Origin of the sequence: Streptomyces alanosinicus (assembly GCF_014650595.1) — a bacterium.
Taxonomy (GTDB): Bacteria; Actinomycetota; Actinomycetes; order Streptomycetales; family Streptomycetaceae; genus Streptomyces; species Streptomyces alanosinicus.
Genome location: NZ_BMVG01000026.1, coordinates 21,760 through 41,715, shown reverse-complemented (window position 1 = coordinate 41,715; position 19,956 = coordinate 21,760). Strand labels below are relative to the sequence as shown.

The following is a 19,956-nucleotide window of genomic DNA, read 5'->3' as shown; positions in this document are numbered from 1 at the left end:
GCAACGCGGATTCGCCCACCGGGCCGGGCGGAACGTGGAGATGGCGGTCGTCTTCCGGGACGGCCGAGGATCGCAACGACCTGAGCGCGATGTCGCGCAACGTCCTGGACTAATGGCGGTCGTCTTCCGGGACGGCCGAGGATCGCAACCTCGCGGGTGCGTCCGCTGCCGATGCCGGGCCGGAATGGCGGTCGTCTTCCGGGACGGCCGAGGATCGCAACCTCAGCGCCACGAGACACCCCCGATCGCGAGGGCATGGCGGTCGTCTTCCGGGACGGCCGAGGATCGCAACCCCGGCACCGCGACCACCGTCAGCGCGGGTGTGGCCATGGCGGTCGTCTTCCGGGACGGCCGAGGATCGCAACCATTCGCCGTGCCACTCGGAAAACGGGTGCATGAGGATGGCGGTCGTCTTCCGGGACGGCCGAGGATCGCAACTCGATGGCGGCGCGCTACTGGTCGAGCACACGACCAATGGCGGTTGTCTTCCGGGACGGCCGAGGATCGCAACCGGTAGACCCTCGTGACCCAGGTCGGGCGCTGTGTGATGGCGGTCGTCTTCCGGGACGGCCGAGGATCGCAACTGTCAAGGTGGACTCGCTGTGGGAGGCCCCCTAGCAATGGCGGTCGTCTTCCGGGACGGCCGAGGATCGCAACGTCCAGAACGCCGTGTGGCAGCACCGCATTGCCCAGATGGCGGTCGTCTTCCGGGACGGCCGAGGATCGCAACGGCGGGTTGGTCATCTTGTCGGCACCGGACTGCAATGGCGGTCGTCTTCCGGGACGGCCGAGGATCGCAACCAGGCGTCGGTCTCCTCCACGACGCGGATCTGCTGGATGGCGGTCGTCTTCCGGGACGGTCGAGGATCGCAACTTCGACGTCCTCGCCTCGGACGACCGCGCGGAGGTGATGGCGGTCGTCTTCCGGGACGGCCGAGGATCGCAACCCTGATAGCTGGGTGCATGGCCAGGCAGGGCCGGTGATGGCGGTCGTCTTCCGGGACGGCCGAGGATCGCAACATCGACGGCTGGGACTCGGTGGCGACGAGCTACCCCATGGCGGTCGTCTTCCGAGACGGCCGAGGATCGCAACGCCGTGCTGGTGATGCGCAGCGTCTACGTGACCGGATGGCGGTCGTCTTCCGAGACGGCCGAGGATCGCAACTCCCGCAGCGCGACGTGCAGCGGCCAGACCCAGTCATGGCGGTCGTCTTCCGAGACGGCCGAGGATCGCAACCTCCACTGCGTCGCGGGCCGCTCGCGCACCCCCGCCGATGGCGGTCGTCTTCCGAGACGGCCGAGGATCGCAACACTTTGTACTGGTGGTGCAGGTGAGACTACGCCCTGATGGCGGTCGTCTTCCGAGACCGCCGGGGATCGCAACTTCGGGTGGGACGACCGCGCCAACCCTGCCGACGCCCATGGCGGTTGTCTTCCGGGACGGCCGAGGATCGCAACGCGTGACCAGGACCAGCACGACGACCAGGCAGACATGGCGGTCGTCTTCCGGGACGGCCGGGGATCGCAACGCAGAGCTGCGCCGCATCACGTCGATGCCGGAGGATGGCGGTCGTCTTCCGAGACGGCCGAGGATCGCAACGCCACACCACCCGTGCCCGTGCCAGTGAACCCGGTGATGGCGGTCGTCTTCCGGGACGGCCGAGGATCGCAACCGTGCCCGGTCCTGTCGACCACGGCACGAGCACCACATGGCGGTCGTCTTCCGGGACGGCCGAGGATCGCAACGAGGACAGCACCATCAGCAGCAGCCCGAGCCGGTCATGGCGGTCGTCTTCCGGGACGGCCGAGGATCGCAACGCTCTGGCCGTGCTGCGGATCGTGGAGAGCGCGAACATGGCGGTCGTCTTCCGAGACGGCCGAGGATCGCAACGACTCCGGGCCCGCGGCGATGGCCGCGCTGGTGCAGATGGCGGTCGTCTTCCGAGACGGCCGAGGATCGCAACGTGAGAAGCAGGCGGACACCGATCGGGCGGAGGGAGAATGGCGGTTGTCTTCCGGGACGGCCGAGGATCGCAACCTCGGATACCAGACCGTCGCCCAGTCGCTGCCCGAATGGCGATCGTCTTCCGGGACGGCCGGGGATCGCAACTCCGGCTCGAACCTGCCGAGCCACTCGAAGATGAGATGGCGGTCGTCTTCTGTTCGCCGTCATTAGCCCCGTCGGCCACTTGCATGGAAGCAGCCGACGGGGCCTCTCGCCGTCAGCTGGTGACCGGCTGCCCAGCGGCTGGCTGTGCGAGTCACGCCGCTTCCCGACACCGCTCCCACCACAGCCGGTCCAGCTCTCCACCTGGCGGCCTCCCCCGCCCGACCTGACTCGACCAGGACGGAGCCGAGGTCGAGCGGGCAGGCGCCGCGGCAGCCCGTCGGGTGCCGGCACAGCAGGCCCGGGTCGAGCCGGCGTGGTGACGTGGTCAGCGGTCATCGGGCGGCCCTCGGTTCTTCGTGCGCAAGACGACGAACGCGAAGTACGCGCCGGGAAAGCAGGCGAGCGACGAGGCGCCGAGCGCCGCGGGTCTCCCGCGCGCGAGGCGCGACCGCTCGCGCGTGCCGGGTGGTGTTGATCTCCCATCCCTCGATGGCGAGGCGGTCGAGCAGCTCGGCCGCGGTGAGCGTGGCGACGTGGGGGTGTACGTCGAGGGCATCGGTCAGGTGGGCGGCGATCACTGCGCGTGCGACTGCGGGAGTCATCGGCGGTTTCCTCCCGAGGTGTGGCGGGCGCGGGTCTCGCGCGGTGCGGGCGGCTGGCACTTGAGGCGAGCGAGGTGGACTTGCTCGGCCTTGGCCTGCTCGTCGTCGGTGGGGTCGAGTTGGGCGATCAGGGCCTCGATGCGAGAGGGGTGAACGCCGGACAGAGCGCGGCAGCCCTTACCGTTGCGCCGGTATCCGCTCTGGCACGGCTGGTCGGGCTGCGCGTGGCAGTGCGGGCAGCGAACGCCGACGGGTCGGGGATGCCCTCGGTGACGATCGCCTCGCGGTGGGCCCGGGCCGGCCGGTAGGCGAGGTCACGCGCGACGTGCTCGGGCATGTAGTGGCACGGCCATCACCGATTCCCTACCGACATATGGCGAAGTTTCGGTCCCGTCAGTCCCGTAGGTCCCGGACAGGGTACGCAAGTGGCCACGAGGGCAGGTGAACAGATAGCGAGAACAGCAGGTCAGACATGCTATCCGCATAATCGCGGGACTGACGGGACTGAAAGTCCGGCATACAGATCGACCCCGGTGGGGACGTTTCGTGGGCCCCTCGCGGCCGTCTCGATGCGTCGGTCCCTTCAGTCCCGTCTCACACGGTCATCCTGATGTGCCCTAACGGCCGGCTGGTGCTATCTGCACTGCCTGGGACCTCTGGGAGCGTGGTGTCTTGGCGCCGACTTTGCCCGGTTGGATGGTGCGGGGGTCGACGGCTTCGCCGGGGGCGCCTACGGAGTAGGGCCCGTGAGGCTGCTGGTCGCGGTCGTGGGCCAGGAGGAAGAACGCGCGCCGGGGGAACAGCCCGGAGTCGGAGTCGCTGGCGGCGCCCGGCTGGAGGGGGTGCCGGCCGCGCGGGATCCGTTGTGATCTCGGATCCCGCTGTTCGCACGTCCTCGTCGCTCGCGTTGTACGGGCAGCCAGGTCACGCACGTGCTGCTGCCGGAGATGACGGGGCCGCAGCGGATGCAACGGCCGAGCTAATCGGAGCTGGGCTGGAGATGGCGGCCTCGGGACGGGGCACCGTCAGGTCACCGCCCGTCTGGGGCTGGCCGAGGACACCATCCTTGGCTGGATCCGCCGGTTCCACCGCAGGTCGGAGGACATCCGCCGGCACTTACCGTCGCCCTGGTCGCGCTCGCGCGGACGATCCCGTGATGCCTGAACCAGATCTGGATCGCGCTACGCGGCACCTGGACGTTGCGGGCGATTCATCGGCCCACCGTCTCTGCGCCGGAGTCGTCGTCGAATCAGGCCGCCGGGTCCCGCTCTGAAACGACCACGGAGTCCTCGGCAGGGCCCGTCCCGGCAGCGCCCCACAGGCGATCGCCAGGGCGCCTGCGGCCCGGGCACTATCGAAGACCCGGTTGGCTGGCCCGGTCGTCCCAGCGTCGCAGGCCCTGGATTGGAGTGAGCGTCCTCATCCTCGCGTGGATCATCCATCTCGCACGATCGCAGACAGCCCGACGGCGTTCATCACGACCTCCGTGGCCATCTGGTGTGTGCTCGATTCTGTCTGTATGTTCGTCGGCTCGATCGTCGTCGACCTCGCCCATGCCGTGATGGGGCGCGCCAGAAAGGCCTGTTGCCCGCCGCCCATGAGACGGTTTCTTCCCCTATGTTGATCGGTTTTCAGCCGATTTCATGATCCGAAGTGGAATATTCTTCCGATTCCATCTTGTCTGCCGTAGCGGTCGTGCACGATGAGCGCCGTCATGCTCACCGTGTGCAAGGAGAGACAGTGGTCCAGGGGTCGGCTGGCGCTGCGGCTTCCGGTGATCCGCTGAAGTCGGGCCGTCGCGTTCGCTACATCAGGGACGAGATCGTTCCGTCCGCGCAGCGGATGGTGCTGGGCAATGCCTTGTGTGCGCGTCGCACGACGATCGGTCTGAAGCAGGAGGAGGTCGCGCGGCTGCTGGGGGCATCGAAGTCAAAGGTGAGCCGTATCGAGACCGGGCAGCACCAGTTCAAGGAGCAGGACCTGGCCCGGTTCTTCGCCATCTACCAGGTCACGGACCCGCTGGAGCAGGCCCAGCTGCGGGAGCTGGCGCAGGAGGCTAATCAGCAGCCGTGGTGGCAGTCCTGGTCGGGAGTGGCCTCGAAGCATCTGCAGGCGGTGGTGAGCTTCGAGGACATGGCGCAGCGGATCCGGATATACGAGCCCCTGCAGCTTCCTGGCCTGGTGCAGACGGAGAGTTACGCACGTGCGGTGATCGCCGGCGGCAGCGCAGAGGTGCAGCATCGCCAGGCCCTGGTCGATCTGAGGATGGAGCGCCAGCAGCGTTTCCGGTCAGCCGGCGAAGACAAGAAGCTCATCTGCGTCATCGACGAAGGTTCGCTCAAGCGCCGGTACGGGACACCGCAGGTCATGCAGCAGCAACTGGAGCACCTGATCGACCTGGCGAGCAGCCCACGCTATCTGATCCGCATAGCGCAACAGGACCGCTACGACCTTCCGGTGCACATCGGTTCCACCACGATCTGGGAGTTCTCCGCGCGGATCCTCCCTGACATCGCGTACTCGGAGATCTTCGACGGCGGGTTGATCTTCCAGGACGAGGAACAGGTCGACAAGCGTAAGAAGGCGTTCGACCGTCTGCGCGGGGCGTCGTTGTCCCCTCAGCGGTCGGTCCAGCGGCTGAAGGACCTGGTGAGCTCGAGCTACTACCGCTGAGGTGGCGCCTGCGTTACGTCTTTGGTTTGCGGCCGACACCGGCGTAGAGCGATACCTGGCCGTCCGTCACCGTGGATGTGTCGCTGCCGGGTTCGGGTCGCCAGCGATGGGCGACGACCAGTCCCGGGTCGACAAGTTGCAGTCCGTTGAAGAAGCGCAGTACTTCGGCGCGGGTGCGTACCCGGGCCTGGGTTCCTCGCTGCCGGTAGGCGTCGATGACTCCTGCCCAGGCCTTCGGCTCGAAGTCGCCGGTCCAGTGCGTCAGGCTCAGGTACGAGCCCGGTACTAGCGGCTCCAGGAGCCGGCTGACGATGCGGTGGGGATCGTCGTCGGTGATGAAGGGCAGCACAGCGTGCAGGAGCAGGGCCACCGGCCGGCGTAGATCGACGGTCCCGGTCTCCTCAACGGCCTGCAGCACCCTGCCGGGCTCCGTCGCGTCGGCTTCGACGTAACAAGTGGAGCCCTCGGGCGTCCCGCCCAGCAGTTCGTCGGCATAGACCTTCACGATCGGGTCGTTGTCCGCGTAGACGACCGTCGCCTGCGGCGCCACTTCCTGGACTACCTGGTGGAGATTGGGCGCCGCCGGTATCCCGGTCCCCACGTCGATGAATTGGCACACCCCTTGGCGAGCCAGGTAGTGGGCGGCCCGGTGCATGTAGGCGCGGTTCGCGCGGGCGCCCACCTCGACGGCTGGGAAGACGCGGATGGTCGCTTGCGCCGCCTCGCGGTCCACGGCGTAGTTCGTCTTCCCGCCGAGGTAGTAGTCGTAGATCCGGGCGCTGTGCGGCCTGTCCTGTCCTAAGTCCGCTTCCCGGCCGCTGCCCTGCCTGGACGCAGGCTGTTCCCCCACAGCTCTTCCCCTCGTCGCCATCCGCACACCCCTGACCAAGGCAAGCACACGCCCTTCTGTAGGGCAGCTCACGTCGTCGCACCGGCCTCATCCCTACTGGCAGGTCAGTCCTTCTGTCCAGTACGGAATTACAGGCAGCGCGTTCATCTGAGCCCAGGCACGCTGGTCAGAGTGCTGTGAGCACGCTGACCGCGCGCGCACTGGGTCGGGACCACGTAGAAGTCATGCGTCGTGCGACGTTGCATAGGCACACACTCGGCGCATGACACGGCAGTTCACGCCGTTTGGAACTCACCCCGCGCCAGGGCGGTCGTGAAGGCAACCGCCGCAGGACGGCAGACGCCTATAACACTGCCTTGCCGCATTTTCGAATCCCGGAAGAGAACCCGGTCTTCAGTCGGTCGCGCGACCTCGACGCACGCACCGTCGGGATTGCTGTGCGAACTCTTTCGCCAGTCCAGCAACGCCCCGTGCCCGGATACAGCGGACACGACCTGCGCATATGCCAGAGTCTCCATCCATGGACCTCCGCCCTGCCTCAACTCCCCCTTCCGTGGATGCAATTGCATCCACGGGCCACCAAGAGAATCGGCACCCTTGACGCTACCCATGCGCGCTTCAAGTGATTTTGTCTTAAACAGGGTGATCCGTGAGACGTTTCAGGACCCTGCCCCCTGCCGGAGGGCCATCCTCCGGCCATGTTCGCACAGTCTTTCGCCCGTGCAACGATGTGACGCCGGCAGGGCGTCGCCGCCGCCGTGCGGTGATCACCGCAGACCAGGACACGGAGCGCAGAACAACGCCTTCTCGCTGCAACACAGCGCGCGCCATCGCCACGGATCAGCAGACCCGGTAATACCCGCGCCGGGGTTCGCGGAGCGCTGCTGCCAGTCCCCTTCAGAACGGGCAGCCCTGCCCGGAACAAGCCGCCGGTCGCCCGTCCGTGGCCGCGCCGCCATAGGCCGACCGGGCCGGAAGCCGGCCTTCTCCTGCGCGGTGAGGCAGCTCGCCGACGCTGGGACACGCGCGCACCTGCTCCGCTCGCTTCCTACGGGTCCCCGGCCCAGCACGAAGGGCAGCTCGCTTCGGCGCAGAACTGAGCGTGCGGTGGGCCGACCCAGGCCCGACAGCCTGGACCGCTGCTGGGCGGCCGGTTCTGCTCTCGCCTGGCCTGTTCCAGGCCAGGCGAGAGGACGATGCTCGCTCCCCAAATTCTTCGGCACGGGAGTGAGCCCTTCCGGATAGAAGGCCGACACCGAAGGTGTCCTGCGTCCATTGAGGCGGGTCCGCAGTGCAATTGCAAGGGAAACCGGGAACTTCTAACCCCTCGCGTACTTCCTGGACCTCGCGCGTGTCCCGGCGGCCGCCCTAATCCCCCCAAAACGGGACCCCGCGACCGCATTGTTCCGTGATTTCATGATCACATGGCGTGACAACTCCATTGCCCACCATGCTGGTTGACCTCCCAGGCCGACGGCTTCGGCACCCGTCAGCCCGGGACCCCGCAGTGGTTTACCGGATAGGCCTCTGGGCCGCACATCGAACGGATTTTTGGATGATTCGGAAACAGATACTGATCGCCATCGCGACGGTGACAGTGTTCGCCTGGAGCGCAGTGCTGGTGGTGATGGGGCACGTCACCGTCGCCGCCATCGCCGCGATCGCTCCGGTGCTCGGCCTGACCGTCCAGCAGATCGTGCGCGCCGCCCTGCCTCGGACCGAGCCGCCCCCAGCGGCTCGCATCGAGGCGATCGGGGACCAGGAGGGCGGCGCTTCGTGACGACACCGTTCGAGCCACCAGGACCGGCCCGGCCCGGGCGCAAGCTCGGGCCGATCGCGCAGAACGTCGGCAGCGCCCACCGTGCCTGGCTGGCACCGATGCGCGACGCCTACCTCAAGAGCGGGCTGACCTTCAGTGAGCTCAGCATCCGGGTCCGCCTTTCCAAGTCGAAGATCTCCGAACTGCTGCGCGGGACCGGCTTGTATCCCCGATGGGAGATCATCCTCAGTCTGTCCAGCGAGCTGGACATGCCGCAGTGGCCGCTGTACCGGCTCTGGCGTCAGGCAGCGTTCGAAGCTCACAAGACCCGTGAGTGGATCGACCGCTCCAGTGAAAGGACCACGGCCGCTCTCACCACCTCACACACGGTCCCGCCTCTGGACCATCGCGCCTTCCGCGAACTGGTCGAAGACGACTACGGCCTGTATGTCCAGGTCTTTCTCGACGACGACCAGCGCGACAGCGTCGTATCCGACACGTTCGACATCCTCTGGTTGCGCTGGAACGACGCGTTGGCCAGCCCCGACATCCGGCGCTTCGCATGGGAAGTCCTGCGTGCCACCGTCATGTCCCGGACACCCCACCTTGACGGCCGGCCCGAGTTCGGCTCCGCGGCCTTCGACACCGTCGTTCTGCAGTCGCTTATCAACCCGGATCAGCTCATGAACCAGATGACCGAGAGTCTGGAGCTGTTCAAGGCGATGAGCAGGCTGCCGGACCAGCAGCTCGACGTCATGGTGCTGCGTTGCCTGTGCGGGTTCACTCCAGACGCCGCGTCAGCCCTCTTGGGCGTTCCGGTGGCCACCGTGGGGTCGGACGAGCGTCACGCCATCCACTTTCTTGACAGCGTCATCTGCCCCCCGCCCGAGACGGAATGGAACCTTGCATGACCTACATCGAAGAGGTGCTCTCCCGGGCCCTGCTCGTGCGCAACCGCACGGTGCCCCGCGACATCATTCCGCCCTCCACGACGGAACCACGCTGCGACATCAGTCTCGCCGGCCCCAGTACAGCCAAAGACAGCGCGTCCGCAGAGGCCGCCCAGGACCTGCGTACGCTGTGCGAGATCCTCATCACCTACACTCCCACAGCCGATTTCGGCGAGTTCGTCACCGATCAAGTGCCCGAACCGCGCAGCGCCCTGGCCCTCGCATGTGTTCTACAGCTGACGAGCACGGACGACGGGGCACGCTACTGGTGGCAGTACGCCGCCGGCGCTGGACAGCCTGTTGCCGCATACTGCCTCTACCTCGACCACTTGGCCCGCGGGGAGAAGGTCACGGCCGACTGGTGGCGCCGCCAGACCGACGCCGTCCAGCCTCCCCCTGAGGTACCTGTGAGCGGACACCCAACGATTCCGTGGCCTGACCGCTCCTGGTTCGGGCGGGATGCCGGTACCTCTGCCACATCGATCCTGAGGGTCCTGATCCACGTCGCCAAATGCGCCGCCCGCCCTCGCACGACGGCCGTCACCGACCTCATGGCCTACGTCCCCGCCGCGGTCGCCTCCGGGTACCTACGCCAGCCGGAGGCAGAACTGCCACTGCCCGGAGCGCAGTTCGCCCGCCAGATCCGTTCCCTGCTGGCCTCCGCCGCCAACCGACCCTGCCCCTACGGCACCTTCCCCGCCAACACCCGCGAAGAGACAGAGCTCGGCACCAGCCAGCACCCCTCCGGGCCACCCACCGCCAAGGCACCCGAAGCAGTTCACCCGCAGATAGGAGAGGCTGCAAGGCATTGACACAGAAACCAGCCCCGACACCCGAGTCGGCACGCTGCACTGCGGTCCAGCTGGCACGCGCAGTCCGAGCCACCGCTGGGCGTACCGCGCCCCACACGGCGGACCAGTCTGCGCGGCTGCCCAGACACCCGTCCCAGATAGCAGTGCCCGCCGGCGATCCCGCGCCACACCGCCGGTGACGATGGCCGTCACGGGGCACTGCCGTCGAGACCCGGGCCCGAATGCGAAGACGGCCGTGGCCGCACGCCGGAGCACACAGGCAGCCTCTAGGGTCACCCGATCGAGCACACTCGGCATTAGAAGGACATGAAAGGCAGCGAGTCTGAGGATGCCTCGGGCGGTCAACCTCCGCGTGCGCGGAGCGGACGCTGCCTCGCCCGTCCGGGGGTCGGTGTGCCGCGGTCAACCTCCGCGTGCGCGGAGGTGGCTCGTCCGCGATGGACGCCCCGAGGTGACGCGGGCCGTCCGCTCCGCACACGCGGAGGTGGCTCGGCGTGCCGGCTCTTCTGCTCCGCGCACATGAGGTCCGCTCCGCACACGCGGAGGTAGCTCGTTGTCCTGGATGCTCCAGCCGTAGCGCATGGCGTCCGCGGAGGTGGCTCGGTCGTCCAGGGCGCGGGGCGCGAACCAGTGGGGTTCGCTCCGCACACGCGGAGGTGGCTCGGCCGACACCATGAGCATCTACGCCCCGCATTCGATCGCCACCTTCACCGGCACTCTCCCCTCAGTGTTCCGTGGAGGTAAGGCGTGGCTGCGAGGGCTGCGGCGGGCGGTCGCAGCCGTCCACCGCACGGAGCCACGGCGGCTACGACGGGGTCGTCGGGGGGCGCCGGGCGGGGTAAGCCGCTGGTGAGATCGTGAAGTGTGCAGGGCTGCAGGGCTGCAGGGCTGCAGGGGCATGCTGCTCCTGTCGTAGAGACGGGGGGACTCGGACAGGTACGTGTGCGGCCGGAGGACCCACTAGTGGGAGGCGTCCGAGGATGGTGCCGAGACGAGGAGCATGCGGTGGTAGGGCACCCGCCGCTACGGCCGAGGCCCGGCTGCAAACACGCTTGCGGCGTGCGGGGCGGCTACCGGTACTCGTGCGTCATCCGCGTGAGGATGAGGTGGCCGCGCTCGATCAGGTCCGTCCGCTGCTTGGTAAGGCCGGAGTGCAGGTAGGAGACGCCGAGCCGCGTGGTCAGCAGACGCAGAACCCGCTCCTCGATGTCCGACAGCGCGCGCCCGTAACCGGAGAAGTAGGCCGCCTTGAGGTCTGGTCGCACGACCCAGACCGCGCCGCACAGCCACACGAATTCCTCGACGGCGATACCGTGGGCGGACATCGCGAAGTCGATCACCCCGTGGCCGTGCTCCCGGTGCCACATCCAGTTGCGGGTGGAGTAGTCCCCATGGCGGTATACGGCGGGAAGTGCCTCGGTCAGCTGCGGCAGCTCCTGGGCGACGCCTTTCACCAGGGCACGCTGCTCATCGTCGAGGTGTCCGGCGGTGCTCTCCAGGCAGCTGGCCGCTTCCTCCGTTTGGTCTGCCATGGAGGTACGGATGTCCTCAAGGTCCTGGGCCGAGGCCGGGTCGGAGTGATCGTGCCAGCGCCGCAGCAGATGGCCGGCGCGCTCGTGCACGCGCCGCTCCTCCAACTCCGTCTCGCACGCTCCCTGGTCACTCAGGGCGAGCGGGGGCGCAACTCTCCGCGTACTCACCGAGGCCGAACATCTCCTTGACGCATCGTCTGGGGAACCTGTGCCTGCTTGGTGCGGCTGGATGTCCACGACCGTTATGTGGTCTGTCAAGTTGTCTCAGCCTGGGAGTGTCTCAAGGCCGCGCTGCTGCCTGGCCGCATAACGGGGGCGTCGGCCAAACAGCAACGCGCGGGTCGTCAGGGTCGGATGGCGATGATGGCTTCGGTGCGTACGACTTCGTCGAAGACGCCGTCGGGGTTGAACTCGCTGAGGGCCTGGCGCAGGTCGCGTTCGAAGGCGCCCTTGTGGTCGCCGAGTTGGGCGTGATGGCGGGGCTGGAGTAGCTGTAGGAGAACTGCAGGCCGATGACTTCGTCGAGAGTGCGAGTGACGGTTCGGTCCCAGCGGGCGGTTTCGACGTTGGAGAACGGGGAGCGGGCCAACACGTCCTGGTGGCGTTCCTTGGGGTGGGAATAGGTGCCCGACCCGGCTCGGCGCTCGGGCCCGAGGTAGCGGGTGCGGACATTGACGATGGCCTGGAGCCAGGGGGCGGGCTCAAGGTCGCCGGGGGCGCCGCCGGAGGCGAGGACGACGGCCCCGTTCGGCTCGACGAGCTGGTCGAGGTCGCGCAGGGTCTGATCGCGATCCATCCAGTTTCTCTGAACTAATGCCGCGTCGGTCAACGTTCGCCCTGTCAGCTACATTGACTGAGATTTGAAAGGGCTCACTTTCCGGTGGGCAGCGGATCCGGGTGCTGGGCGAGCCAGAACTGGAGTTCCCGGTGACGAAATTGGTAGGCGGAGCCGGACAACCGCATCAGTCCCGCGTCGCAGGCCCAGTCAAGGAAGCGTCCCAACCGCAGCGGCAGCGTCCGGTCACGACGGGAACACAGCACGAAGGCCAGGTACCGCCGGCTGGCTCCGACGCTCATGGCCAGCGCCCACACCAGTCCGGACGCCAGGCCCAGCGAGGGTCCCTGGACGAACCAGCCCAGCGTTCCCATGGGCAAGCCAATGGTGATTATCCGCGCCAGCGTGAACATCAGATCACCGGAGATGACCGTGCGTGGCCGCATGGCTTTCGCCCCACCGACAGCAAACCGGACGTCGAAGAGAGGATATGCGAGACTCGCTGGCCCGAGCACGAGTGCCGTTCCGATGCCTAGCTCGACGTTATGCAAGCTCAGGACGAGACCGACGGCCAGCGCGAACAGCTGTGTGAGTGCGAATCCCAGCAAGAGTGGGCGGAGTGGGTGAGTCCGTTGTGAGCGGATTTCCTTCCATCGAATCCGTCGTGGCTTGTCGACCATGAATGTGCCTGCCGTCGCCCAGGCCGCCCACGCTTGGGAGCAGAGCAGCAGGCTCATGGAAACAGATCCCGAGGCGAACAAGAGAGGTATGCAGACCAGGAAGACGGCTTGGCTCAGGCGTCGGTCGAGCCTGCGCACACGATCCCGTCCGGCCAGCGGCCAGAGCTCGTGCAAGATGATGTCGGAGCCGGCCGACTGCGGGCGGCCGTATTCGCCTGGCCGGTCAAGGAAGGGGAGAGTTGGGCCCGAAGGCGAGTGATCCTTCAGGTGTTCTGCAAGATGGTGCAGGTAGCGGTGAACCCGGTGGGAGCCATAACGGCGGCTTGGCCGCAGTGCGGTTGCTTCAGGGATGTAACGGCGCAGAAGGTGGCCATCCAGATGTTGCGCGCTGGAATATCTGAGTAACTCGGCGGGGTCGCCCTTTATGGCATATGCGGTCACTGTCAGGCACAGGCGCCACGGGGTCGACAGGGTGCGGGCCAAAAGCCCCTCCGGATGACGTTGCAAGGCGTCCAGGAGGGGTGTCCAGCGGGCGTCGCCTCGGGCGTAGCTCACCAGATAGGCATGGGCGTCGACCGCCGGCACAGGTTCGATGTCGATCTGAACGGAGTCCAGGAGTTGTCCGTTGCCCTTGGACTCGGGGATGTACATCGCCTGATAGTGCTCGGTGCGGCATGTGAGAATCACTGGCCCGAGCTTGAGCCCGTCCCTGGCCAGGTAGTCGTTCAAGGCGGCGAGTACCGCCTGGGCCCGCGGAGCCTGGCTGGCCGGCGTGCCGTCCGGGTGGACCGGATCAAGCTCGTCCAGACCGTCCATAACCGGCAGCACCATTTGCCGGGCGACCAGTTTCTCGGCCTCGCTCCGGGACCTTCCGTAGGACCGGACGAGCTCCGCCACCAGGTACTCATCCAGCTTCACGGACGTGTCCCAGGCGGCCAGCGAGAAGCGCACCGGGACCGGCTCGTCCTCCCTGCGTCTGTTGATCAGCTCGATCAGCAGCTCCAGCGCCATGAGGGTCTTCCCCGCTCCCGGCCCGCCGGTGATCACAAGCCGTCCGGAGTCGGTAGTGCGGTAGTAGTCGGCGATACCGGTCAAGCCGGCGTGCTTGCCGAACAGTCGTCCGTAAGCGGCCGCTTCCTCCGCGCCGATCCGCTCAACCAGCCGATAGCTGAGGTTGATGCGCTGGACCTCGCGCCCCAGGAGCAGCCTCCGCTGGCACGACTCCCTCTTGTGCACCGCGCGGGCGAGGCCGGCGGCCGACGTGCTGACCAGATCGGGCGGCAGGATGAACTGGAACAAGTTGTGGATGATGTTCGCCGCGACAGAGCCGCCCTCGGCATGAACAGCCGGATACTGAGCCGGATCGTGTAGCTGGGCGGTAACACCGGGATCGGTCAGTGCTGACCCGACCCCGGATTCGTAGGGTTTCCCAGGTTGACCTCCCCGATCAGGAAAGCGGACACCGATCCGTTGTCGGATTTGAAGGCATCGGGGTGAATCGTGAGGTCCCCGCCGACGGCGACGCCGTGCGTCGCCGTCGGCCCCCTGCCTGTGGTCTTCTCGGCCTTTTGGAGCTCCCGGACCGCCTGCTCCAATCGGGCGGCGAACTCGGCGTCTTCCCCGGCGGCTTCCTTGATAGCGGCTTCGATGCCCTGCCGGGTCTCGTCATCCGGGACACCGTTCCCGGCCTGCGTCGCTGCTGTGAGTTGCTGCACCGCAGGTTCGGCGCCGATCTTGGAGCTGATCAAGTCGTGCACGCGCTCCATGCCAGCGTCCAGTGCTCGGTCAACTTCTGTATCCGCGGCGTCGGCCACCCGCCGGGCCTTGCGGACGGCCCACATGATGAAGTACCCGGCAGCGACTTCGATCCCCGTCACAGGAACCCTCCATGATCCTTCGTCACCAATACTGTTCGGTCTCAACGCCATTCAACCGCCTTGGGGGAGAACTGCGCAGCCGGTACTCATCACGCATGTTGCGCCACAGGACGACGAGGCGGGCGATGCCGATCACGTCCTGGGTGTGGCCGGCTCCAGCCGTGTGAGAGGCCAAGGAACCCGATCTCCATGATGAGCTTGTCCAGCGCAGACAGCAGGGCGTCGCGTTCGGTCCAGTTTCTCTGAACTAACAATCTTGCCTCCGGTCGGGTGGCGGGGGAGGACAGTGGGGTCCTCCCCCGCCTATCCGTCAATGGACGCGATGCTGCTTGAGCCAGTCGGCGTCAAGAATGATGAAGGCCCAGTTCTCCACCTCGGCCTCCTCACGTCCTTCGGCGAGGATCTCGTTGAACTCCGCTACTTCGATGAGGTAGAGGCGCACGTCCTCATGTCGGATGGTGATCGTGGTCTCGGTGAAAGATGTACGGCTCTCGGCGCTCCAGTCCGAGGGGAACTCCACGAGCATGATGTGCGTGGTGCGCGTGGGGTCGAACGCTTTCCACCGGTCCCGGCGGAGCTTGTGCGTGCAGCCTGGATAGCGGGTCTGCTCGCTGGCGGAAGCGGACACGAGAAGCTTGGCGTCGATGAGGTGGTCGCCGTCGACGATGTCGTGGCCCTTGCGCCGGCCTCCGTGCAGGGTCGGGTTGCCTCCCTGCAGGTCGAGCCAGTGGGCGACGACGTGTTCGGCGGCGACGGCCCTGACGGGGCCGAACGCCGATCGCTCTATGTGGATGGTCACTGCTCTCTCCTTGGGATGCGGCCGTCTGGCTGGCGGCGGCCGGAAAGTAGCAATGGCCTTCTCCTCATTCGCATCCTGGGAAGCCGCTGGTCACTGGGGTCGAGTGGCGATGATTGCCTCGGTGCGTACGAATTCGTCGAAGATGCCCTGGGGGCTGAACTCTGTCAGGGCGCAGCGCAGGTCGTCTTCGAAGGCATCCTTCTTGTCGCCAAGTTGGGCGGTGCTGGAGTAGCTGTAAGAGAACTGCAGGCCCACGACGGAGTCGAGGTCGCGGGTGATGGTCCGGTCCCAGTGGACGACTTCGATGTGGGAGAACGGGGAGCGGGCGAGCACGTCCTGGTGGCTCTCCTTGGGGTGGGTGTAGGTGCCGGAGCCGGCCCGGCGTTCGGGGCCGAGGTAGCGGGTGCGGACCTGGGCGACTACCTCCAGCCAGGCGGGCGGCTCGATGGCGCCGGGAGCCGGCCCACCGAGCACGACAACAGCCCCGTCGGGTGTGACGAGCTTGTCCAGGGCGGACAGGAGCACGTCGCGTTCGGTCCAATGGAAGGCTTGGCCGAAAGTGACGAGGTGGAGCTGGCCGAGGTGGAGTTCATCGAGGTGCTGAGAGTCGCCGAGGCGCCAGTCGATGTTCGTGATGCCGCGTTCGACGGCGAGTTTGCGGCCCTCGTCCAGCATGCCGGAGTCGGGGTCGACGGCCATGACCTGGCGCACGTGCTCGGCCAGGGGGATGGCGATGGCCCCGGTGCCCGTGCCGAGGTCGAGAGCGTTCTGGGTTCCGTCGAGCCCGAGCCGGTCGGTGAGGTGGGTGAAGAGCTCGGGTGGGTAGCCGGCCCGGTATTTGGCGTAGTAGGGGGCGGTGGAGGTGAACAGTTCGTCGGGCTGGTAGTGCACGATGGGGTTCCTTCAGGACGAGTCGGGTTGTCGTCGGGGCGGGATGGCGGGCATTCCGAGATTGATCTGGCGGGTCATGTCGGCGAGCTTGCGTTCGGCCGCGGCGATGCTGATCTCCAGCCCTTCGACCTCGCCGAGCCAGCCGCGTTCGTGGGCCTCGGCCAGGCGCTCGTGGAGATTCGAGATGATCTCGTTGAGCCGGTGTTTCTGGGCCGGGTCCGGTTGCAGGAGCGGGCATCGCAAGCAGGCGTGCTCGTGGGCGCAAGGAGTGCCGTAGCCGCGGCCACAGGTGCCGAGTTCGACCTTGCGTTTAGCGAAGTGCTGGTGGAACTCCTCCCATTCCTCTGGGGTGGGGTCGCGGTATTCCTCGCTCGGGCGGAGCTGGCGGCGCCTGGCGAGGAAGGAGCGGTAGTGGCGGAACATGTCCTCGGGATAGACCGCCATGTAGTGCTCGGTGGTGGACAGATGTTCGTGACCGAGGATCTTGGCGACGATGTGCGGGGGCAGGCCGCTGCTGACGGCTTCGCTCGCGAACAGTCGCCGGAAGTCGTGCGGCGTCAGTTTCAGCTCACCGTGCCCCAGGGCGGTCAGCGCGTCGTTGACCAGGTTCTGGACGTAGCCGTCGGTGAGCACGCGGCGCTGGACGCCGCTGCGTCGCTGGAACAGGAACGGCAGTGGCGGGCTGAGTACCCGGTCGTGGGCGTCCCATCGCTGGAGCAGTGGGATGGCTTCCTGCCCGTCACGGACCCGCTGCTTGACCTTGGCCAGCACGTGGGCGAGTTCAGGCGGGACGAGCAGGACGCGCTCGGCGTCGGTCTTGGACGGCACGATCTGCAGCAGGGGCACCGTCTCGCCGGAGTCCGGGAGGCGGAGAGTGGTCAGTGCGGTCTGGGTGATCTCCAGTAGTTCTTCGACCCGGACACCGGTGTAGAAGAAGGTGTTGACCACCGCCCAGGTCCAAAAGGCCCGCTCCTCCGCGTGGAGCAGGTCGATGTGCTTGCCGCTGTCCGGGTCGGTGGCGTGCAGGCGGCGCAGCCCCGCCTTGTCCTCTTCGTCGATGACCGCGTAGTGGCGTCGCCGGTAGGTGCGTCCGCCATGGCTGAACTCCTTGCCCGGCGCGACGGCGCGGGTCCGGTCGATGAACTGCTCCTGGAAGCGCAGCCTATCCTCAACGCTGGACATCAACTGCGGTAGTAATGGCGCCAGTTGGCGGACCTTCTGGTGCATCCGGGCAGTGACATGCTTGCGGTGCTTGGCCACCCCCTTTGTGTCCTGGAGTGAGATCGGGCAGGGTGCCGCCCAGCGTGCCCAGTACGCATCGTGCAGAGCCCACTGGGAGATATCCAGGTAGAACGAGCGGACCGCGAAGAGCACCGAGTACCCCTCGTAGGGGCGCTCGGGATTGTCGTGGCCGGCCCGTTTCTTCCACGCGTCGGCGATCTCGTGCGGAAGGTGGAGGCTACAGATGCCGGGGTGATGTTTCTCCAGGTCCTTCCAGAAGCGGGAGGCGAGCTTCCAGATCAGCTGGCGGGTGGTGTTGTAGTCGATGGCGGGCGCCCGCTCGCTGGCATACCGAACGATCAGATCACGGACGTCCTGGCAAGCCAGGCCGTAGAAGTCGACCATCTCGGACACGTTGGGCCGCTGACGGCGCACGACGTCGTGCAGGGCCGGGGTGTCCGGTGCAAGGATGTCGAGTTCCCGCAGCAGGTCCCAGGCCAGGGTGAGCCCAGGCGGGCGCTGTCCCCTGCGAAACAAGAGTCCCTGCCACAGGTCGAGCATGTCCTGGCCGGTCAGCTCGCATGGTTTCTTCCCTGTGCGCGCGAGCGGGAAGGTCAGCATCCGCATGGCGTGCTGCTCCTGCGTCTGAGTGACATCCCGTGCCCGGCAGGCTGCGTGGACGGCGGCAAAGAAGTCGGGGTCGCGGACGAGGCGGAGCCGCTCGAACCCGGCGGAGAAACGGAAGCGACCGAGCCACTCATAGGAGGGGCGGATCGCATCCAGACAGAGCAGAATGCCCAGCCCGTGCATGACCTCGCCGCTCTTGAAGGCACTGCCCCGGACCGTATCGCTGATCATGGCCGTCAGGTCAGCGGCCTCGTCCCAGCCGCCGTCCTTCCACCGTTGCTGCCAGCAGGCGCCCTCGGTGCGGCGCAGAGCGGCCAGAACGATGCGAACTCCGCGCACGGCGTCCTGCTGACGCTTGTCCGTGAGCAGCGGAATCGTGGAGATTCCGTCGACGATGTCGCCTTCCCTCAGCAGCGTCCCTGGCCAGGGCTCCCACTCGGCGGCCGGAGGGTCGACGGACCCGGCCACGAGCAGTGCGGCGTCCGCCACGTCGGAGAGCTCCTGCGCCGCCGGAGGCGGAGCGACAACCCTCATGACGCTCCCCCGAACAGCTCGAACATGTCATCGGCGTCGTAGCCGAGCACCGGAGACGGCAGGTGCGGCTGGGCATCCCGTCGGCGCTGCGGATCCCGCAGCCGCTCGAAGTGCTCGCGCGCGTGGGCCAGCACCTCCTCCTGCCGCGGCTGCAAATACGCTTCCGTCGACCGCAGGGAGCTGTGGCCGGCGATGTCCCGGACCTCCACCAGGTTCAAGTCCTGCGACATACGCATGAGCGCCGTGTGCCGCAGATCATGTAGCGACCAGTCCGAGCCCAGCGCCTTCTGGGCCCGCAGCAGCACGGCCCGGGCCGCGTCGTATTCCAGGGGTCGGAGCGGTCTGCGCAGCGTCCAGAACATTGGTGCGGACGCGCGCAGGCACCGTGCCGGTAGATCCCGCTGATACAGCCGCAGCCACACGAACGCGTCCGGTGAGGCCGGCACATGCTGCAGCGCCTTCGTTCCCTTGCGGATCACCCCGATCGTCTGGTTCCCCGGATCCACCAACTTGTTGGTCACACCCAGCAGTTCACTCGGCCGCGATGCGCTGCTGACGTAGAAGGCCAGCAGCGCGCGGTCGCGGTCGTACTTCATGGACGCGAACAGTTCGTCGAAGGCCGCGTCCGGCAGCGATCGCGGCGCCCGCTTGGGCACCTTCTGCCGCAGCGGGGCCCGGCGGCTGCTCGGGAACGCCTGCAGCGGATTGTGATGCGCCGCGTACCGCTCCCCGCCCGGGCCCGGCCGCCGGGCCGGCACCGGATTGAGCAGCGGGCCGGCACCTGCGCTCAGGTGGTACCGGTAGAACTCGCTCACCACGGACAGCGTCTGGTTGATCGTGGTCGGTGCGGTGCCCTTGCCTGGACGGCGCTTCCCCGTCTTGGCGTTCACCGTGCCGACGCGGCCGGGCCGGGGCTTGCGACGGTGGAACTTGTTCTGCTGTAGCCACAGCGTGAAGTCCCGTGCCTCCACGCTGGTCGCCTGGTCCCAGGACACCTCGACAGCCCACAGGAAGCGGAACCAGCGCAGCAGCCCGCGGGCATACGCCTCGATACTCAAAGGCTCGAAGCCGCACGCCCGGCACGTGCGCAGGTAGTCGAGAACCGCGACTACCGGTTGATCGTGCGGGTCGAGCACCAGGAACGGCACGTCACCGTCGTGCGAAGTAACCCGGCCGACCTGTGGCAGGCGCAGGCGGCCAATATCGCGGACAACCATAGATTCGTTCACGAGCCAGAAGTTGAGCAACATCCACCCCCTTCCAC

Annotated in this window: 16 protein-coding genes, 1 pseudogene and 1 CRISPR repeat array (1 of these 18 only partly in view); of the genes and pseudogenes, 4 read left to right on the top strand and 13 right to left on the bottom strand. The window is 67.1% G+C overall.

Annotation, left to right across the window (positions count from 1 at the left end; genetic code table 11):
* A CRISPR array of direct repeats spans positions 1-2,110; the repeat unit is 37 nt; unit sequence ATGGCGGTCGTCTTCCGGGACGGCCGAGGATCGCAAC; it reaches 325 nt to the left of the window's first position.
* Between the two features lie 332 nt (positions 2,111-2,442).
* The 3 genes and pseudogenes from IE277_RS33810 to IE277_RS47865 form a co-directional block, all read right to left on the bottom strand.
* Positions 2,443-2,712: a hypothetical protein gene (locus tag IE277_RS33810; RefSeq protein WP_189957552.1), complete on the bottom strand. Its 270-nt coding sequence runs from the start codon at positions 2,710-2,712 to the stop codon at positions 2,443-2,445.
* Positions 2,709-2,927, bottom strand: a pseudogene (locus tag IE277_RS50150) (hypothetical protein); the annotation flags it as partial. The pseudogene IE277_RS50150 and the gene IE277_RS33810, both read right to left, overlap by 4 nt.
* A 402-nt stretch (positions 2,928-3,329) precedes the next feature.
* Positions 3,330-3,644, bottom strand: a complete 315-nt coding sequence (locus IE277_RS47865) for a DUF6009 family protein (protein ID WP_373310948.1) — start codon at positions 3,642-3,644, stop codon at positions 3,330-3,332.
* 808 nt (positions 3,645-4,452) lie between these two features.
* Here IE277_RS47865 and IE277_RS33805 point away from each other — a divergent pair.
* Positions 4,453-5,385, top strand: coding sequence for a helix-turn-helix domain-containing protein (locus IE277_RS33805; protein ID WP_189957551.1), 933 nt, complete (start codon positions 4,453-4,455; stop codon positions 5,383-5,385).
* A gap of 13 nt (positions 5,386-5,398) precedes the next feature.
* Here IE277_RS33805 and IE277_RS33800 read toward each other — a convergent pair whose 3' ends face one another.
* Complete coding sequence (locus IE277_RS33800; protein WP_229882157.1) at positions 5,399-6,235, bottom strand: SAM-dependent methyltransferase; 837 nt, start codon at positions 6,233-6,235, stop codon at positions 5,399-5,401.
* A 275-nt stretch (positions 6,236-6,510) separates the two neighbouring features.
* Positions 6,511-6,753: a DUF397 domain-containing protein gene (locus tag IE277_RS33795; protein ID WP_189957549.1), complete on the bottom strand. Its 243-nt coding sequence runs from the start codon at positions 6,751-6,753 to the stop codon at positions 6,511-6,513.
* A 1,037-nt stretch (positions 6,754-7,790) separates the two neighbouring features.
* Between IE277_RS33795 and IE277_RS33790 the strand changes: the two genes are divergently transcribed.
* Genes IE277_RS33790 through IE277_RS33780 form a run of 3 tightly spaced genes read left to right on the top strand, consistent with a single transcriptional unit; the run spans position 7,791 to position 9,756 of the window.
* The gene (locus IE277_RS33790) at positions 7,791-8,015 is read left to right on the top strand and encodes a hypothetical protein (protein ID WP_229882156.1); all 225 of its coding nucleotides are present in this window, start codon (positions 7,791-7,793) and stop codon (positions 8,013-8,015) included.
* The gene (locus tag IE277_RS33785) at positions 8,012-8,905 is read left to right on the top strand and encodes a sigma-70 family RNA polymerase sigma factor (protein ID WP_189957548.1); all 894 of its coding nucleotides are present in this window, start codon (positions 8,012-8,014) and stop codon (positions 8,903-8,905) included. Before IE277_RS33790 ends, IE277_RS33785 begins: the two co-directional genes overlap by 4 nt.
* A complete protein-coding gene (locus tag IE277_RS33780) occupies positions 8,902-9,756 on the top strand; it encodes a hypothetical protein (RefSeq protein WP_189957547.1) in 855 nt (284 codons plus the stop codon). The genes IE277_RS33785 and IE277_RS33780 overlap by 4 nt, the downstream gene beginning before the upstream one ends.
* Before the next feature lie 1,070 nt (positions 9,757-10,826).
* Here IE277_RS33780 and IE277_RS33775 read toward each other — a convergent pair.
* From IE277_RS33775 to IE277_RS33740, 8 genes are all read right to left on the bottom strand, one after another.
* Complete coding sequence (locus IE277_RS33775) at positions 10,827-11,378, bottom strand: aminoglycoside phosphotransferase family protein (protein WP_229882155.1); 552 nt, start codon at positions 11,376-11,378, stop codon at positions 10,827-10,829.
* 190 nt (positions 11,379-11,568) lie between these two features.
* A complete protein-coding gene (locus IE277_RS33770; RefSeq protein WP_189957605.1) occupies positions 11,569-12,084 on the bottom strand; it encodes a hypothetical protein in 516 nt (171 codons plus the stop codon).
* 74 nt (positions 12,085-12,158) lie between these two features.
* Positions 12,159-14,042: an NACHT domain-containing protein gene (locus IE277_RS33765; protein ID WP_189957545.1), complete on the bottom strand. Its 1,884-nt coding sequence runs from the start codon at positions 14,040-14,042 to the stop codon at positions 12,159-12,161.
* Positions 14,043-14,137: 95 nt separating this feature from the next.
* Positions 14,138-14,620 (bottom strand): chromosome partitioning protein, encoded by a 483-nt coding sequence (locus IE277_RS33760; RefSeq protein ID WP_189957544.1) that lies wholly within the window; start codon positions 14,618-14,620, stop codon positions 14,138-14,140.
* Positions 14,621-14,930: 310 nt separating this feature from the next.
* Positions 14,931-15,419 (bottom strand): hypothetical protein, encoded by a 489-nt coding sequence (locus IE277_RS33755; protein ID WP_189957543.1) that lies wholly within the window; start codon positions 15,417-15,419, stop codon positions 14,931-14,933.
* Positions 15,420-15,509: 90 nt separating this feature from the next.
* Positions 15,510-16,310, bottom strand: coding sequence for a class I SAM-dependent methyltransferase (locus tag IE277_RS33750; protein WP_189957542.1), 801 nt, complete (start codon positions 16,308-16,310; stop codon positions 15,510-15,512).
* 12 nt (positions 16,311-16,322) lie between these two features.
* Positions 16,323-18,692, bottom strand: coding sequence for a tyrosine-type recombinase/integrase (locus tag IE277_RS33745; RefSeq protein ID WP_189957541.1), 2,370 nt, complete (start codon positions 18,690-18,692; stop codon positions 16,323-16,325).
* Positions 18,689-19,942, bottom strand: coding sequence for a tyrosine-type recombinase/integrase (locus tag IE277_RS33740; protein WP_189957540.1), 1,254 nt, complete (start codon positions 19,940-19,942; stop codon positions 18,689-18,691). Before IE277_RS33740 ends, IE277_RS33745 begins: the two co-directional genes overlap by 4 nt.
* Positions 19,943-19,956: the final 14 nt, after the last annotated feature.

Excerpts from the sequence above, each read along its gene's own strand:
- IE277_RS33740 (WP_189957540.1), bottom strand. The coding sequence starts at position 19,942 with ATGTTGCTCAACTTCTGGCTCGTGAACGAATCTATGGTTGTCCGCGAT.
- IE277_RS33780 (WP_189957547.1), top strand. The coding sequence starts at position 8,902 with ATGACCTACATCGAAGAGGTGCTCTCCCGGGCCCTGCTCGTGCGCAAC.
- IE277_RS33770 (WP_189957605.1), bottom strand. The coding sequence starts at position 12,084 with ATGGATCGCGATCAGACCCTGCGCGACCTCGACCAGCTCGTCGAGCCG.
- IE277_RS33745 (WP_189957541.1), bottom strand. The coding sequence starts at position 18,692 with ATGAGGGTTGTCGCTCCGCCTCCGGCGGCGCAGGAGCTCTCCGACGTG.
- IE277_RS33810 (WP_189957552.1), bottom strand. The coding sequence starts at position 2,712 with ATGACTCCCGCAGTCGCACGCGCAGTGATCGCCGCCCACCTGACCGAT.
- IE277_RS33790 (WP_229882156.1), top strand. The coding sequence starts at position 7,791 with ATGATTCGGAAACAGATACTGATCGCCATCGCGACGGTGACAGTGTTC.
- IE277_RS33795 (WP_189957549.1), bottom strand. The coding sequence starts at position 6,753 with ATGGAGACTCTGGCATATGCGCAGGTCGTGTCCGCTGTATCCGGGCAC.